An 18,930-nucleotide genomic window follows, 5' to 3' on the forward strand; every position below is an offset into this window, starting at 1 on the left:
CCTCATGAAATGTATTAACGAATTTTTAAGAACGGTAATAGCGCAAAAGCTGGGTGCCGAGGTGACCGAAGCGGAAGATAAAACCGCTTTTTTTACTTTGGGCGTGACGTCTCTCATCAGTGAAGAAATCATGACCATATTGCATAAAGAATTTACCGGCCTTTCTGAAACGCTGCTTTTTGAATATCCGAACATTGAGAAATTGAGTGAGTTTTTAAGTGCGCAGAAACGAAATCCCGAAAGCGTTCTTGAATTCAAAGAAACGGAGCCTGATACGGGAAGCCGGCAGGAAGAAGAATTGCTTCCCGTACAGGCGGCTGAAAAGGTGCCTGAACCGGGAACGGGCGGGAGCTCTGATATTGCGGTTATCGGAATGAGCGGGATGTTTCCGAAAGCGGAAAACCAGCATGATTTTTGGGACAATTTAATGGAAAATAAAGATTGTGTCTCCGAAATCCCAGAGGACAGATGGGACAGCTCTTATTACTCGGAAGAGAAAACGGCAGAATACGCGTCATACAGTAAATGGGGAGGTTTTATTGATCATCCGGATCAATTTGACCCGCTGTTTTTTTCTGTTTCCCCGTGGGAAGCTGATTTAATGGACCCCCAGCAAAAATTGTATGTCACGTGCTGCTGGGAAGCGATGGAGGATGCCGGTTACGGGAACCCGGCGGCCAGGCCGACGGATCAAATCGGTGTATTCGCCGGAGTGACCTGGAATGAATATTCATTAATTGCACACGAAGAAGGTTTCCTCAAAGATCAGTACAAAGGCCCCGGCTCCTTATATTGGGGCATTCCGAACCGGGTTTCTTATTTTCTTGATCTCCATGGCCCGAGCATTGCTGTTGATACGGCGTGTTCTTCATCGCTTGTCGCCGTCCATCAGGCTTGTCAGGCCATTATGTCGGGCGACTGTGAAATGGCGCTTGCCGGAGGCGTCAACCTCAGCTTACATCCGCAAAAATACATGTTTTTAAGCCAATCACATTTTCTGTCTTCTGAAGGAAAATGCCGCAGTTTCGGTGAAGGCGGAGACGGTTACGTGCCCGGCGAAGGCGCGGGAGCCGTTTTGTTAAAACCATTGAAAAAAGCGATTGCGGACAAAGACCACATCTACGGTGTCATTAAGGGGTCCGCCACTAACCACGGCGGCAAAACGACCGGGTATACGGTGCCGAATCCGGAAGCGCACCGGGACCTGATTTTATCCGCTCTAAACAGAGCCGCGGTAAGTCCGGCGGATATCAGCTACATTGAAGCTCACGGAACCGGCACGGCACTCGGCGATCCGATTGAGATACGCGGCCTGTCTATGGCATTTGATAAACAGACCGATGAGAAAAACTACTGCGGAATCGGCTCGGTGAAATCCAATATCGGACATTTGGAAGCGGCTGCAGGGATCGCCGGTTTAATCAAGGTGCTTTTAAGCATGAAACATGAAACGCTTCCCGCCAGTCTGCACTCCGAGGAACTGAACCGCAAGATTTCTTTTTCTGATTCGCCATTTTATGTCGTCCGAAACAACCGGCCGTGGTCGGCTGAAGGAGATAAACCGAGAATCGCCGCAATCAGTTCATTCGGCGCAGGAGGCTCTAATGCCCATCTGATCGTAGGTGCTTATCAGCCAAAACGGCAAGCGGACAAGAATACTGAGCAAAAACCGCATGCCGTCGTATTAAGCGCACATTCCGAACAGCAGCTGAAAGAATATGCCGGGAAATTGAGCTCCTTTCTTGCCCGATTGGAAAACCTGCCTTCTGCCGGCGGATACAGTCTGGAAAATATCGCTGCCACCTTATTGTCAGGCAGAGAGCCTTTCTCCTTCCGGCTTGCTGTCATTGCATCATCCCTTTCTGAGCTGAAACAGCGATTGGACGGATTTGTAAGCGGTCATAGCGACGGCAGTCATATGTACTTCGGAAAAGCGTCACACGGGCGGCCGGACGTTTCAGGCCAATCCGTTTCAGATCCTGAGAAATTTGCCGCGCTGTGGGTGAAAGGCCTTCAAGGTTGCAAAAAGCCGGAAACGCCGTATCAGAAAGTTCCGCTTCCTACGTATCCGTTTTTAAAGGAAACGTCCTGGCTGACCGATCAAAAAAAGCGGTATACAAAAAAGCCCCAAAATATCAAAAGGCGTGAAGCGCTGCATCCTCTGCTTGATGAGAATATTTCATCCGCCCGGAAAGGGACGTTTCAAAAGATATTTTCCAAGGATGAATATTTCTTTAAAGATCATTTAGTGAACGAAAAATATGTGCTTCCCGGAGTCTGTCATCTGGAAATGGCGGCATACGGCGCGGGATTGTGGGGAGAACGCCCGGTCGTCTCTCTTCAAAGTGTGTGGTACATGGAGCCGATTGTGACAGGCACAGACCCAAGATCCGTCATGATAGAGTTTGAAGCAGAAAAAGAGCGTATAAGCTATGTCATTAAAGAAAAAGGAGCGGACGGCGCCCTCTTTTCGCAAGGAGAAGTGATTTGTAAAGAAAAAGGGGCGTCTTTTGAGGCCTCGGCCTTTCAGCTCCCGGCGCCATTTGCGCAGAGAACGGAGCCGGAAGACATCTATCACTCGTTCTCTGAGGCGGGAATCGTGCAAAAGGACAGTTTTCAGGTCATCCGCGAATTCTCTTATACAGAAAGGAAAGCACTGGCCAAATTAACGCTGCCGTCACACTTGGAAGCCGATTTTAAACAGTATATCCTACATCCGTCCTTAATGGATGGCGCTGTTCAAACCGCAATGGCGCATGTGCTGCAATTTCAAAAAGAGCCTGCGCTTATCGTACCGTTTTCCTTCGGAGAAATACAGCTGCTTGAACCGTTAGCGAAAACCGTATTTGTGCATGCAGAGGTAAAAGCGGCCTCCGTTCACCAATTTGATCTGCATATTTGTGATGAGCGCGGGATGCTGCTGGCGGCAGTGAAAGATTTTATCATAAAAGAGGTGCAGGAAAGCGCCGGGTTTAACCAAAAAGCCGGCGTCACGCCGAAGACAAGCCGTGAAACGGAATTGCTTATGACACCGGTTTGGAACACCGTCACCATTCCGGAAACCGGCATGTCTTTCATGCGTGAAGAAAAAATAATCGTCATCGGGGCCGGGCCGGATTTTCAGCAGGCTTTGAAAGAGATGTATTCCGATGTCCGTTTTCCGGACATCACTTCTTTGGACAGCGCGGAACAAATGGCTGAAACATTGAAAGCGCAAGGCTCTTTTCAACACATGATATGGGCGGCGCCGGATCATCCCATTCCATCCGTTTATGATGCGGATACGGCCGAGGGACAGGAGCACGGGGTCATGCAGCTTTTCCGGCTGGTAAAAGCGCTTCTGCTTCTGAATTTTGACATGGAACAACTATCATTGACAATCTGCACGTTTCAAGCACAGCCGATTCATGAACATGATGAGGTCAATCCGAGTCATGCAAGCATACATGGATTAGCGGGGTCGCTCGCAAAAGAATACAGCAATTGGAGCATCCGGCTTCTTGATTTGGAATCTCAAAGGGGAGACCGGCATCTCCCCGATGTCTTCTCTTTACCGTCGGACCCCGAGGGAAATCCGTGGGTCTTTCGTGCAGGTCAGTGGCACCGACAGCAATTGGCCGTCTGCCAGCCTCATGCAGATGAGTCTTCATTATACCGGCACGGCGGGGTTTATGTGATTATCGGCGGAGCAGGCGGAATAGGAGAAGTATGGACTGAATATATGATTCAGACCTATCAGGCGAAAATTGTCTGGATCGGGAGGCGGAAAAAAGATACACAGATTGAAAGAAAGCTGAAAAGACTTGCGGCTTTAGGCCCCGCACCGCAATATTTCAGCGCGGATGCTGCCGATTATGACTCTCTCAAACGGGCGTATGACACCATTGTAAAGGAAAATGGAAAGGTCCGCGGAATCATTCACTCCGCCATCGTGTTATCAGACCGAAGTTTTGCCAATATGGAAGAGGAGCAGTTCCGCGCTTCACTTTCTGCAAAAACTGATGTCAGCTTGCAGATTGCCCGGGTAGCTGAAGGGGAACCCTTGGATTTCTTGCTGTTTTTCTCTTCGATGATGTCGTTTCAAAAAGCGCCGGGACAGAGCAATTATGCCGCCGGGTGCACGTTTAAAGACGCTTTTGCTAAGCGGATCTCACAGAAAGCGCCGTATGCTGTAAAAGTTGTCAATTGGGGCTTTTGGGGAAGTGTCGGCGTTGTCGCTTCAGAACAATACCGGAAACGGATGGAGCGGGACGGAATCGCTTCTATTGAGGCGCCCGAAGCGATGAAAACGCTGGAAACCCTGCTTTCCGGACCTCATGACCAGCTGGCGCTGATCAAAACGACAGATCCGGTTTTTATGAAAGACGATCTGAAAGAACAAGTAACGGTTTATCCGGAAAAGATTCCTTCCGCACTCGGACAATTAACGGTTAACATCACGCAGAATGACGAAGCTGAACGGTTAAAAGCTTCAAGTGTCATGAGCTGCATGAGAGAGATGGAATCCCTTATTGAAAAAATGCTTGTATCAACCCTTTATGAGATGGGAGCCGGGCTTGATCAGGCTTTGCCGTTATTTCAATCCGCTGCCGGCATAACGGAACAATACAGCAGATGGCTGAAAGAGAGCTTTGCCCTCCTGAATAAATTAGCGCTTGCTCCGGAAAAAACGGATTTAGGGCAGGTGTGGGAGGAATGGGAGCGGAAAAAAGAGACTTGGCTGCGCCAGAAAGACATGAGGGCGCATGTCAGATTGGCAGAAGAGACATTGCGTGTGCTTCCAGACATTTTAACCGGTAAGCTTCCGGCAACGGAAGTGATGTTCCCTGACTCCTCCTTCCGTCTTGTGGAAGGCATTTACCGCAATAATATCATTTCTGATTTTTTCAATGACAAGCTTGCTGACACATTGATTGCTGTTTTGAAGGAACGTCTGGAAAAAGATCCGCAGGCGAAAATCCGCATTTTAGAAATCGGAGCCGGAACGGGCGGGACAAGCGCTGCGGTCATGAGAAAATTGAAACCGTATGAAGCGCATATTGCCGAATATTGTTTCACGGATATTTCTAAAGCATTTCTTTTACATGCAGAAGACATATTCGGTCCGGAATATCCTTATGTCACTTATAAAATATTCAACGCTGAGCAGCCGGTATCAACAGAAGCGCCGGACATCGGCACGTATGACGCAGTGATCGCGACCAATGTGCTTCATGCGACAAAAAATATCCGCTCTACGCTGCGCCATGCGAAAGCAATGCTGCAAAAAAACGGCCAGCTGTTTATAAATGAGATCAACAGCCGCACCATATTCAACCATGTGACGTTCGGCCTTCTTGAAGGCTGGTGGCTGTATGAGGATCATGATTTACGGATTCCGGGCTGTCCGGGGGTTGATCCGGCCGGCTGGGCGGAAGCGCTTTCGCTTGAAGGATTCGTCCATCCTCTGTTTCCGGCTGAAGCCGCACACGACTTAGGCCAGCAGATTATAGCGGCTGAAAGTGACGGAACGGTCAGGCTTGCTCTCACACAGGCGTCAGAAGAGAAGCCGGAGCGCCGTCCGTATGACGCAGAAGGTCTTTCGGATGATACTTTGCATGTCAGCCTGAGAGAAAAAAGCGTTGAACTGATGAAGAAGGTAATCGGTGAAGCGCTTAAAGTGCCGGCGCATCGTCTTTTATCCCATGAACCTTTAACCGCATACGGATTGGATTCCATACTGGTCGTCAGACTGACCAACGCGTTAAAAGACGTCTTCGGTTCTGTCAGCAGCACTTTATTTTTTGAATATCAAACCATTGATGAACTTGCTGATTACTTTCTGTCTTCCCGTAAAGAAGCGCTCGAGCGGCAATTCGGGAATGGACGGCCTCATCCCGAAAACGCCGGACGGATGCAGGCTCCCGCAGAAAGCGCCGCGCCGATTCCAAACGTAAGGGAACGGGGCATCACATATCTGACGGAATTAATAGGAAAAACGCTGAAGATTCCGAGCGGGAGAATGGATCCGTCGGTTTCCTTAACCGCATACGGTTTGGATTCTATTCTGGTCGTCAGGCTCACGAATGCTTTTCGTAACGTGTTTGACCAAATGACCAGCACCCTCTTTTTTGAATATCAGACGATAGAAGAAATCGCGGATTACCTGCTTCTTTCTCAGCGGGGAGCATTTATGAAAGCGATGGGTGTGCGTGAAGAGCAGCTGTCTGATCACACAGATAACCTGAATGTAAAACAAAACAAAATTCCTCAAAACGAGGAAGGCAGCAGGACGAACGGAGATCCCTATATCCAGGATATCGCTGTCATCGGTCTGTCAGGCCGGTATCCGGGCGCCGATCACGTTGATGAGCTGTGGGAAAATGTAAAAGCCGGCAGGCATTCTATTACTGAAGTGCCGAAAGATCGCTGGGACTGGAAAACGTTTTATAACGAGGAACGCGGAAAATGGGGGTCCATTTATTCAAAATGGGGCGGTTTTCTCGATGACATTGATAAATTTGATCCGCTGTTTTTCCGTATATCTCCCGCGGAAGCTGAAAGGATGGATCCGCAGGAAAGGTTGTTTCTGCAGACTGCTTATTCAAGCATTGAAGATGCGGGGTACACCCCGGCCACCCTTTGTGACAGCCGGAAAATCGGAGTCTTTGTCGGTGTGATGAACAGCAATTACCCGACAGTTCCCAGCGACTGGTCTATCGCAAACAGAGTATCGTTTTTGTTCAATTTCCAAGGGCCGAGTATGGCTGTGGATACAGCATGCTCTTCTTCTTTAACAGCTGTCCATCTCGCCGCAGAAAGCCTGCGGAGCGGAATGAGTGAAACAGCGATTGCCGGCGGAGTCAATCTTATCGTTGATCCGGCCCACTATGAGCGGCTGTCCGCTTTTTCAATGCTGTCTCCCGGTGATAAATGCAAATCTTTCGGAGACAGTGCGGACGGTTTTGTTGACGGTGAAGGAGTAGGGGCGATTGTGTTAAAGCCGCTTGCTCAAGCGGAGAAAGACGGCGATCATATTTACGGCGTTATTAAAGGAAGCATGCTGAACGCAGCAGGCAGGACAAACGCTTATATGGTGCCGAATCCGAAAGCGCAGTTTGATCTGATCGCAGAGACGTTGAAACGGACAGACATTCACCCGAGAACGGTCAGTTACTTGGAAGCCCACGGAACGGGCACTGCGCTCGGTGATCCGATTGAAATCGACGGGTTAACGAAAGCTTTTCGCCTGACAACAGAAGACCGGCAGTTTTGTTCCATCGGTTCAATTAAATCAAATATCGGACATTTAGAAAGCGCTGCCGGGATTGCGGGGATCACCAAACTGCTTCTGCAATTGAAACATAAGAGGATTGCCCCTTCATTGCATGCGGCGGAATTGAATCCGAATATTGAGTTTGAGCACACTCCGTTTTTCGTACAGCAAAAAGAAACGGAATGGAAGCGACCTGTCTTGAATATCACGGGTGAAATGAAGGAATATCCAAGAATTGCCGGCATTTCCTCGTTTGGAGCAGGAGGTTCAAACGCGCATGTCATCATTCAGGAATTTGTGCCGTCTGACAGCCTGAAACCAATGGAAAACGCGTCTGTTTCTCCGCAAAAACCGGCTGTTATTATTTTATCAGCTCGAAATGAGCAGCAATTGACAGAGCGCGCCCGCCAGCTTCTGGATGATGTCATAGGAAAAAAACGTTCTGACGGGGATTTAGCCAAGATCGCTTACACGCTTCAGACGGGAAGAGAACCGATGGCTGAGCGGCTTGCATTTACGGCCGAGTCGATAGAAGAACTGAAAATGAAGCTTATGAGTTTCTCAAACGATCATAATATCGAACATGCTCATATCTGGCGGGGCAGGACAGCCAAACATCATTCATTGGCGGCTTCACTCACTTCTGATGAAGATATGGCGCTTACCATAAATGCCTGGCTGAGAAAAGGGAAATACGGAAAGCTGCTTGACCTTTGGGTTAAAGGACTTGACGTCGATTGGTCAGCTCTTTATCAGCGCAACCCGGGCCGCATCAGTCTCCCGGCCTACCCTTTTGCCAAAGACCGATATTGGGTCACAAAAGCTGATGTGTCACTTGACAAAACAGGCTCAGCGAAAAGTGAGAAAGCAGCCAGACTTCACCCGCTGCTCCATACGAATACATCGACCTTTACCGCCCAGCGTTTTACTTCTGTTTTTTCAGGACATGAACCGTTTTTTGCCGATCATATCGTCAATGGAAAACCGGTGCTTCCGGGCGCGGCTGCTTTAGAAATGGCCCGGGCCGCCGTTACGCTGGCTGCTGAAGACTTGCCCGGCGGGAAAACGGGTGTAAGGCTCAAACAGATCGTTTGGCTCCGTCCGGTGACGGCGCTTTCTGAAGGAGTGACGCTTCATGTAAAGCTTCAGCCGGAAGAAAACGGAGACATCGCTTTTGAAGCGTATGCCGAAGGAGAAGAGCCGCTTGTCTTTTTCCAGGGAAAGGCCGTGCTCGAAGAGACGGAACGTGCTCCTGTTCTCGATGTAGAAGCGGTTCAGGCGCGCTGCGGCGGCCGTCACTTGTCAAAGGCTGAGTGCTATGAAGCGTTCGACAGCTTCGGCATCACCTACGGACCGTCTCATCAGGCGCTTGACGCCGTCTATGCCGGAAACGGAGAAGTGCTCGCGAAGCTCACTCTTCCGCCGTCCGCCCGCGAGGAAAAGGAGCCGTTCATCCTGCATCCGAGCATGCTGGACGCCGCCCTTCAGGCTTCTATCGGTCTCGTGCTCTCAGACGGTTCCGCGTCCGGACGGCCGTTTCTGCCGTTTGCCCTCCAGGATATGCAGGTGTTTTCTGCGTGCCGGGAGACGATGTGGGCGGTGCTTTCCTCAGCGGACGGCGCCTATCATATTGAGCTGTGTGATGAAAACGGCGCGGTATGTGTCCGATTGAAGGGGCTCACCGCCCGTTTTCTGGAAGAGGAAACGGAGGAAAAACCGCTCTTGCTTCAGCCAAAGTGGCAGGAATCACCGCCGGATGAAGGCGGCGGACAAGAAGCGTCTTTCAGATACGTGACGCTGTATGGCGGAATGAACGCTGAGGACATAAGCGGCGCCGTATGTGCGGCTGACGGCGAAGGTCCGATTGAAGACCGTTATGACGCATGCGCGGCGGAGCTGTCAGCGATCGTCACGCGTCTTATCAAAGAAAAACAGAAGAAAAAAACGCTGATCCAGCTTCTTGTCCCCGACAGGGGGGAAGACAATGTATTGGCGGGGCTGGCCGCTTTTCTGAAAACGGCTCACCTTGAACATCCGAAGCTGTACGGCCAAGTCATCCAAGCCGATCCGGACGAGTCAGCATCGGCGCTTCTTGCCAAGCTGAAAGAAAACCGGGCGCATCCTGAACAAGCGGAAATCCGTTATGAAGACGGCAAACGTCTCGTCAGAAACTGGCGTCATCTGCCGGCGCCTCAAAGCGGCGCCGTTCCGTGGAAAGACGAAGGGGTCTACCTCCTCACCGGGGGAGCGGGCGGCATCGGCCTGATTTTCGCTGAAGAAATAGCCTCCCGCGTCAAAAACGCTGTCCTCGTATTAACGGGAAGGGCGGAAGCGCTTGATGAAGACCGCTCCGCCCGCTTACGGCGCTTGGAAGCGTCGGGTGCCCGCGTATTGTATCAACCGGTAGACGTGACAGACAGGGCGGCGGTCATCGCCCTCGTCCGCGGCATACAGGAGGAGCACGGAACACTCGACGGGATCATTCACGGCGCAGGCGTGATCGCTGACAATTACATTCTGAACCAGACAGAAAACGAACGGAAGACCGTCATGGCGCCGAAGGTGAAAGGGCTTATCAATCTTGATGAAGCAGCGAAAGATGTGCGGCTGGACTTTTTCATTCTGTTTTCTTCCTTGGCGGGAGGTATGGGAAATCCGGGGCAGGCCGGTTATGCGGCAGCCAACGCATTTATGGATGTTTATGCAGCCCGCCGGAACCGTCTCGTGCGGGACAACAAGCGGAGCGGGCAGACTCTGTCTGTCAACTGGCCGCTTTGGGAAGAAGGCGGTATGCGCGTGGACAAAGAGACCGAACGGCTGATGTATGAACAGACCGGAATGAGAGCCATGCGATCGGCGTCAGGCATCCAAGCGCTTTACGCCGCTTTTGCCTCCGGAGAACACCAGGTCATGGTGGCAGAGGGCGACGAAAAACGGATTCGAAAAAAACTGATGCCTGAAACGCCGGAACCGTCCCGTAGCATTCATGTGTCAAGGAAGACGCCCGTCCATATGCCGAATAAAGTACAAGCGGAACTCAAACATATGATATCAGGCATTCTGAAGGTGAAAGAAGACGAGATAGATGCTGAATCAGAGATGAGAGATTATGGCTTTGATTCGGTTTCATTCACGCAGTTTGCAAATGAACTAAATAAAATGTATGGGCTTGAACTGACACCGGCCGTGTTTTTTGAATATCCGACAGTCTTTCGTTTTGCCCAATACTTGCTGACGGAACATCCGGATACATTCGGCTCACAGGCAGAAACAGAAACGGAGAAACCGGTTGTGCGTAAAAAAATGAAGACGGAGCCATTCTCGATTCCGTCCCGTCTTCCTAAAACAAAAACCGCAGCTGCACCTGAGCCCGTGGCGATAATCGGAATCAGCTGTGCATTTCCAATGGCTGAAAATCCGGAAATGTTTTGGGAGAATTTAGCCGGAGAAAAGGACTGCATTTCTGAAATACCGCCGGAGCGCTGGGACTGGAGACAGTATTACGGAGATCCGCAGAAAGATAAAAATGCGAGCAATGTAAAGTGGGGCGGCTTCATTGATGAAACCGCTCAATTTGATCCTTTATTTTTCGGTATTTCTCCGCATGAAGCCGAAATGATGGATCCTCAGCAAAGACTTTTAATGATGCATGTATGGAAAGCGATTGAAGATGCCGGCTGCTCTGCCAAAAGCCTGTCAGGAACAAATACAGGCATTTTTGCAGGCACGACAAACAGCGGTTACGCTCAGGAAGCTTCAAAGTTCCATATAGAGATTGAGGGTTCTTCCGCCGCCGGTACGGTTCCGTCAATCGGTCCGAACCGCATGAGCTATTTTCTGAATATACATGGGCCGAGCGAACCGATTGAAACCGCCTGTTCAAGCTCATTGGTCGCTGTTCACCGTGCGGTCAGGGCAATTCAGGCCGGAGACTGCGGCATCGCGATTGCAGGAGGCGTCAATGCTATTGTGTCGCCGGATATGCATATCAGCTTTAATAAAGCGGGAATGCTCAGTGAAGACGGGCGCTGCAAAACATTTTCCGATCAAGCGGACGGGTATGTCAGAGCTGAAGGTGCGGGCATGATTGTTTTGAAAACATTATCCGATGCGGAACGTGACGGCGACCGTATTTATGCCGTTATTCGCGGAACGGCGGAAAATCATGGCGGACGGGCGGCTTCCCTTACATCGCCGAATCCGAAAGCACAGACAGAAGTCATGATAAAAGCTTATCAGCAAGCGAACATCGACCCCCGTACAGTGAGTTATATTGAAGCCCACGGCACGGGAACGCCGCTCGGTGATCCAATAGAAATCAACGGACTCAAAGCGGCTTTTGCAGCGCTTTATCAGAAAGCCGGAGTAACGGCACCCGATCAGCCTCATTGCGGCATCGGTTCCGTCAAAACGAATATCGGCCACACAGAGCTTGCCGCCGGCATGGCCGGGCTTTTAAAAATTATTTTGCAGATGCAGCACAAAACGCTCGTTAAAAGTCTGCATTGTGAAACCGTTAATCCGTATATCAGCCTCGACGACAGCCCGTTTTACTTCGTCCGCGACACTCAGCCATGGAAAGCAGCGGCTGATGATAGCGGGAATGAACTGCCGCGAAGAGCGGGTGTCAGCTCGTTCGGATTTGGCGGTGTCAATGCTCATGTCGTGCTCGAAGAATATGTTTCTCCTGTTGAAGAGAAACAATGGACGTCCGGTGAACTTCAGCCGTCCTTATTCATTCTCTCGGCAAAGACGGCGGAACAGCTGAAGAAACGTGCGGAACAGCTGCGCAGATATTTGGAAAAGACACATTCAGCTGACGGAGCTCTTGCGGGTATCGCTTATACGCTACAGCTTGGCCGGGATGAAATGGAAGAGCGCCTTGCCGTCATTGCTGAAACAAAAGAAGAGCTTACGAACGCGCTGAATGATTTCCTCAGCGGCAAGGAGACGGGGCAGAATTTCTTTACAGGCCGGAACAAAGCGATGAAACAGCTGTTTACAGAGATGACGGACAACGCAGAAATGAGCGGGACCGTAGATCAATGGATTGAAGCAGGCAAATATGCAATGCTTGCAAAATTATGGGTGCAAGGTTTACATGTCGACTGGAATAAATTATATCCGGACCAAAGGCCAAAAAAAGTCAGCCTGCCCGTCTATCCTTTTGCGAAAACACATTGCTGGATACCGCACAGTGCGCAGCATATAAGGCACCGGGAGACTTATGAGATTGATACGTCCCCGCTTGAGACTTATGAGCGCCTGCTTGATGAATTGGAGAAAAACGAAATAAGCATAGAAGCCGCTGTAAAAAGAACGATCGGTTTTTACAGGGATTAGCGTAATGGAGGAAACCATATGAAAGAGTTTCTGCACCGGGTTTTTTCTGACGTCAAAAATAAAAAAATGACAAAACAGGATGCGATCGGCATTTTGCGCGATTATGATATGCGGATGGGACTTCGCCAAGCGGATTCCCTTCATCCGCTTGCTCAGCAGCATATTTCCGATGAAACGGGACAGGGATTCTCGGCAGCTTTCAGCGGCCGGGAATTTTTTCTCGCTGATGTTTCTTTACAGCGTAAAAAGCTTATGCCCGGAGAACTTCTTTTGGAAATGGCGAGAGCTGCGGCTGTTTTGACAGTAAAGGAGACTGAGGCTGTCCGGCTGACGCATATCGTGTGGTCAAAGCCCATTCTGACTGAGGCTGAGCCGTTCCATATCGAAATCAGGCTGATACCCGCAGAGGGTGAAGCCAAAAGGTTTGAGATTTATAATCCATTTTCTGCCGATTTCAGTCATTATGATGTGTACAGCCAAGGGACGATTCAGCCAGTTGATGCTGCGCCTGGCATGCTGGATATCAGCCGCTTGAAGGAAAACAGCGGTTCCCTGATGGATCAGCAGCAAATTGAAGCCATCACTCAGAACGATACCGTTCAATACAGTGAGCACATGAAAGGAATTGAGCGTATTTACGCCTCAGCAGGACGGATGCTGGCAGACATATCAATTCCATTGACAAACCAAAAAGAATCCGCCCGATTCGGCCTCCCTCCCTGTGTGATGAAAAGTGTGACAGAGGCATGCGCGCTGCTTGGCGGCAAAGAATATAAAACGCTCGCCCCGGTTTCATTGGACGAGCTTTTGTTTTATGAATCTTGTCCTGACAAGGTATGGGCCGAGATACAAGAGAAGGCGGGGAGCTTTTATATTGATTTATGTGACGAAGAAGGGAAAATATGGGCTTCCCTATCAGGGTTGAAGCTGCAACCTGTCATCAAGACGGGCGCTCCCGGAAAAACCAATGCCGAACACCGCAGTGAACGTTTGTATGAACAAACGCTTCTTCAGCTCAAAACGCTGTTTGCCCTGACTACAAAAATTGCTGTTTCCAACATAGATACTGAAGAGCCGCTGGAAACCTACGGAATCGACTCAGTCACTGTGACGAAATTGAACCGCGAATTGTCTCTGCTTTTCGGTGACCTTTCCAAAACGGTTTTTTACGAATATAAGACACTGGGATCTCTGGCAGCTCACTTTGTCACGGATTATCCAAAAGAATGCCGAAAATGGACAAATGATGATGACCACCGTTCAGGCATATCAGAACAGGTTTTGGCAAATGAAGATTTTCCGGTGCTTCCGTCGTTTATCAAGCGAAAGAAACGGCCTGCTTTTTCCAATGAGAACCAGACAAAAGAAGGGATTGCGATTATCGGAGTCAGCGGACGTTATCCGCAAGCTGAAACACTTGAAGAGTACTGGGATAACTTAGCGGCCGGAAAAGACTGTGTGACGGAAATTCCCGAAGAGCGCTGGGAAAAGGACAAGTACTACAACCCTGATCCTGAAGCGGCCGTGAAAGAAGGGAAAAGTTACAGTAAGCGGGGCGGGTTTCTGAAAGATACCGCTTTCTTTGATCCGCTGTTTTTTCAAATTTCACCCCGTGATGCTTTGAATATGGACCCGCAGGAGCGTCTCTTTATTGAAATGTGCTGGCAGGTGCTGGAGGATGCCGGTTATACGAAGGAACAGCTTGAGAATTTGTATAACGGCCGGGTCGGCGTTTTTGCGGGCATTACGAAAAACGGGTACGGAATGTACTGGAAAAACGGCGGCACCCTGCAGCCGAAAACGTCGTTCAGTTCAGCGGCCAACAGAGTTTCCTATTTTCTTAATCTGAAAGGGCCGAGCATGCCGGTCGACACGATGTGCTCATCTTCGCTGACTGCAATTCACGAAGCGTGTGAAAACATCCTTCGCGGCGAATGCGACATGGCGATTGCCGGCGGTGTGAATGTGTATACGCATCCTTCGGCTTATGCGGAGCTCAGCGCCTATCGAATGCTTTCAAAAGACGGAACGTGCAAAAGTTTCGGTGAAGGCGGGGACGGATTTGTTCCCGGGGAAGGCGTCGGGGCCGTGCTGTTAAAGCCGCTGTCAAAAGCGATGGCTGATAAGGACCATATTTACGGGGTGATTCGCGGCACTCATATCAATCACGGCGGCAGAACAAACGGGTATACAGTGCCGAGTCCGAGCGCTCAGGCTGACGTGATTTCCGGCGCGCTTGAAAAATCAGGAATACATCCGCGGATGATCAGCTGTATCGAAGCCCACGGCACGGGCACTGAACTCGGAGATCCGATCGAAATAGACGGTTTGACCCGCGCATTTCAAACGAAAACGTCAGATAAAGGTTTTTGCGCCATCAGCTCAGTTAAATCCAATATCGGGCATTTGGAAGCCGCGGCAGGCATTGCCGGTGTAACGAAACTGCTGCTTCAGTTTCAAAAACGAAAGCTGGCTCCCTCATTACATTGCCGGAAATTGAATCCGAATATTGCATTCGACCGGACGCCGTTTGTGGTGCAGCGTGAATTGGCAGACTGGAAACGGCCGGTCATTGAGGAAAACGGAGCGCAAAAGGAGATTCCGAGAATCTCGGGAATCTCTTCTTTTGGCGCGGGCGGGGCAAATGCCCACATATTGATAGAAGAATACATTGAACCTGATAGGGAGATTTATGAGCCATTCACAGATGAAGATCCCGCAGTCATTTTATTATCCGCCAAACAGGAGGCCAGCCTGAAGCAGCGGGCGCAGCAGCTTCTTCAAGCGATCAGAAAAAATGACGTCACAGACCGCAGCCTCCGGGATGCGGCTTACACCCTTCAAACCGGAAGAGAAGCGATGGAAGAACGTGCGGCGTTTATCGTGACGTCGACAGAGCAGTTAGCGGAAAAACTGCAGCGTTTTATTGACGGCGGGACAGACGGCTGCTTCAGGGGAAAAAGCAAACAGTATAAAGACATTCTAGCCGTTTTTAAGGATGAAGATATGCAGGAAGCCGTCCGTAAATGGATGAAAAGAAAAAAATTCGCGAAGCTTCTGGAACTTTGGGTGAAAGGGCTGAAGATTGATTGGTCAGAGCTTTATAACGGCAGCATGCCGCATCGCATCAGCCTTCCCGGTTATCCATTTATAAAGGATCGGTATTGGCCGGACGATGCAGCGCCGGACAATGTTCGTGATGCTGAAACACATTCTGAAACATTTCGTGAAATCCGCTTTTTACAGAAAAGCTGGGCAGAAAGCAGCAGTGTTCCGGCTAAGGAAATGCGGGGCGTCATCGGAATAGCTGCTGATCACCAGACAGGAAATTTAGCCGTTGAGCTGTCCCGTTATTTCCCCGAGTCTGAAATCATTGACGCTGCATCACCGGAAATATCCGGGGACGCGGCCCGATTCGGCGGTCTGATTGATGTGACCGGATGCGGGACGGAAATCAATCATGATGACGGCTGGATTCATCGTCTGCAGTCTCTCATTGACAACAGAAACCGCGGCCGAAAGCTTCAGCTGCTTTGTGTGACAAAGGGGCTTGAACCCTTTGCAAATGAAACGATAAATCTCTCAGGTGCAAAAAAGGCCGGATTGTACCGAATGCTCCAAAGTGAGTATAAGGATATCCGCTCGCGGCATATGGATGCAGAACGGACTGCCGAAGATCCTGAGCTGGCAAACCAGATCGCAGAGGAGTTTTTTCGCGATTCTGAAGACATCGAAGTGTGTTACCGAAACGGTGTGCGCTATCTCGCGCGGTTAAAGGAAACAAACAGCTTAGCTGAAAAAGAATTTTCATTTCCGAAAGACCATGTGCTCTGGATCACCGGAGGGACCCGGGGACTCGGATATTTATTTGCCCGGCATTTTGCCGAACGTTACGGAGTCACGAAACTCGTGCTTACCGGAAAAGAAACAATGCCGCCGAAAGCGGAGTGGGATGATCATATCAAACGGAATTCCCCGTTTTCCGATAAGGTGAGAAGAATCAGAGAGCTCGAACAAAAAGGTGTCCGAACGGAAGTGCTGTCTGTATCTTCCGGCCCTGAATATGAGCAGGCCGTCAGCCGTGTGAAAGATCAAATGGGGCCGATAGGAGGCGTGTTACACGCAGCGGGAGCCGTAGATCTCGATCATCCGGCCTTTATCCGCAAAACAAGCGAACAGATGATGCCCGTGCTTGAGCCTAAAACAGACGGACTGGACCTTTTGTATCAAGCGCTGCACAAGGAGCCTCTCCGGTTTTTTGCGCTGTTTTCTTCAGTGTCCGGCGTGATGCCGGAATTAGGAGCGGGACAAAGCGATTATGCCATGGCTAACGCCTATATGGATTATTTTGCGGCTGCAAAAGGTTTTCCGGTGCTGAGCATCCAGTGGCCGAGCTGGAAAGAAACGGGTATGGGCGAATCAAAAAGCCGGGCCTATCAGAAAAGCGGTTTAAAGAGCATCACTGACAGAGAAGGGCTGAGCCTGTTTGATGCCATCATGGCAGGCGATTGCGGATCTGTTATTATGCCGGCCGTCATTCACCCGGAAAAATGGGAGCCTGACCGTCTGCTGCTTTCATCCGGCCTGACTGAAACAAAGCAGCAGGAACAGGCCGATACAGAAAGCGTTGAGGAGTGGCTGACGGGCATTTGCTGCCGGGAATTAAGACTGGAGCCGTCAAGATTTGAATCTGATACACCGTTTCAAGATTACGGAGCCGATTCCATCATGCTTGCCCAAGTGTCCAGAGCGATCGGAAAGAGGATCAAAGCTGACCTTGACCCGGCGGTGCTGTATGAATACCCTACGGTTGCTGCGCTGGCGGGATGGCTTGAAACAGCATATCCGGAAATCAAAGCTGCCGTTTCAAAACCGGTTCAGCCTGAAATCCCGGACGCTCCCAAACAAACAGCAGCCGCTGTTATTCAGCCTTCTCGTGCTAGAGCGGCGCAAGACATCGCTGTGGTCGGAATGTCCTGCCGTTTTCCGGGAGCTGAATCAATTGAAGCTTATTGGAAGCTGCTGTCTGAAGGAACGTCAGCCATTCAAAGAGTTCCGAAAGAGCGCTGGAAAACGGAGAAGGCGGATTATGCGGGCCTTTTACAAAATGTAACGCATTTTGACCCGGAGTTTTTCCTTATTCCCGAAGAAGACATCAAGGCAATGGATATCCAGTCCTTTCTTATATTAGAAGAGGCGCTTCATCTGTTCAGAGACAGCGGTTACTCTTTACAAGAAATGAAAGGCAGGTCAGCCGGTGTCTATTTAGGAGGACGCGGCGGCAGTATGCCTGATGAAAACCGTCTGAAGCATGCAAAAAATCCGATAGTCGCAGCCGGTCCGAATTACTTAGCGGCCAATCTTTCTCAGTTCTTTGATTTGAAGGGGCCGAGTCTTGTTTTGGATACGGCCTGTTCTTCAGCGCTTGTCGGTATGAATATGGCGATACAGGCGCTTTCTTGCGGTGAAATCGACTCAGCGGTGGTCGGGGGAGTCAGTCTGCTGGAATCTGGTCAAACCCACCGGATGTTCGAACTTCGCAATCTGTTAAGCGAAGAGCCTGCGTTTCATATTTTTGACCGCCGCACCGGCGGCATCGTATTGGGAGAAGGCGTCGGAATGGTGTATTTAAAAACAGCGGCCCAGGCTGTAAAAGACGGGGACCGGATTCATGCGGTCATTAAAGGCATTTCCGTAAACAATGACGGCAGAACCGCGGGGCCTGCCACACCGAATATACAGGCGCAGAAAGAAGTGATGGCCAAGGCGCTTGCCAAAAGCGGCAGAAAAGCGGAGGATATCAGCTACATTGAAGCAAACGGTTCAGGCTCTGAAGTAACAGACCTTTTGGAACTGAGGGCGATTGAAGCGGTGTACCGTATGCAAAACAGCGCGCCTTGCGAATTGGGGTCGATGAAGCCGAATATCGGACACCCGTTATGCGCTGAAGGGATTGCCGGATTCATTAAAACAGTGCTTATGCTCTCGCGCCGAATGCGTGTGCCTTTCCTTTCGGGCAAAGAGCCGATGACACATTACGATCTGTCCGCCTCGCCGTTTTATTTTTCGCAAGCTCTGCGTGAATGGACGGATTCACCGCGGATTGCCGCTGTCAGCAGCTTCGCTGACGGAGGGACGAATGCTCATGTCATAGTGGAAGCCTGGGAGCAAGAGGCGTATACCCCTGTTAGAAAGCCTTTGCCGAGACAGGAATTAAAACGCCGGCCCATTCGTCCGGACAAAGCCGAAAGCCTGCATGGAAACGCACATAAGTCCCGTCCGAATACGTTTTGGAAACAAATGAAGACTTACGATTGCGCTGAAAATTGAAC

Annotated in this window: 2 protein-coding genes; both read left to right on the forward strand. The window is 50.3% G+C overall.

The genetic code is table 11. The annotated features are described in order from the left end of the window. Window positions 1-4 precede the first annotated feature (4 nt). Entirely contained in the window at window positions 5-12,598 is a 12,594-nt protein-coding gene (locus ABK447_RS08155) for a type I polyketide synthase (RefSeq protein ID WP_100001551.1), read from the forward strand. Between the two features lie 18 nt (window positions 12,599-12,616). Next, window positions 12,617-18,928, forward strand: coding sequence for a type I polyketide synthase (locus ABK447_RS08160; protein WP_033575313.1), 6,312 nt, complete (start codon window positions 12,617-12,619; stop codon window positions 18,926-18,928). Window positions 18,929-18,930: the final 2 nt, after the last annotated feature.

The organism is Bacillus sp. hwrm1 (assembly GCF_040207805.1).
Taxonomy (GTDB): domain Bacteria; phylum Bacillota; class Bacilli; order Bacillales; family Bacillaceae; genus Bacillus; species Bacillus velezensis.

Coding starts and splice junctions, on each gene's coding strand:
- ABK447_RS08155 (WP_100001551.1), top strand. CDS start 5: ATGAAATGTATTAACGAATTTTTAAGAACGGTAATAGCGCAAAAGCTG.
- ABK447_RS08160 (WP_033575313.1), top strand. CDS start 12,617: ATGAAAGAGTTTCTGCACCGGGTTTTTTCTGACGTCAAAAATAAAAAA.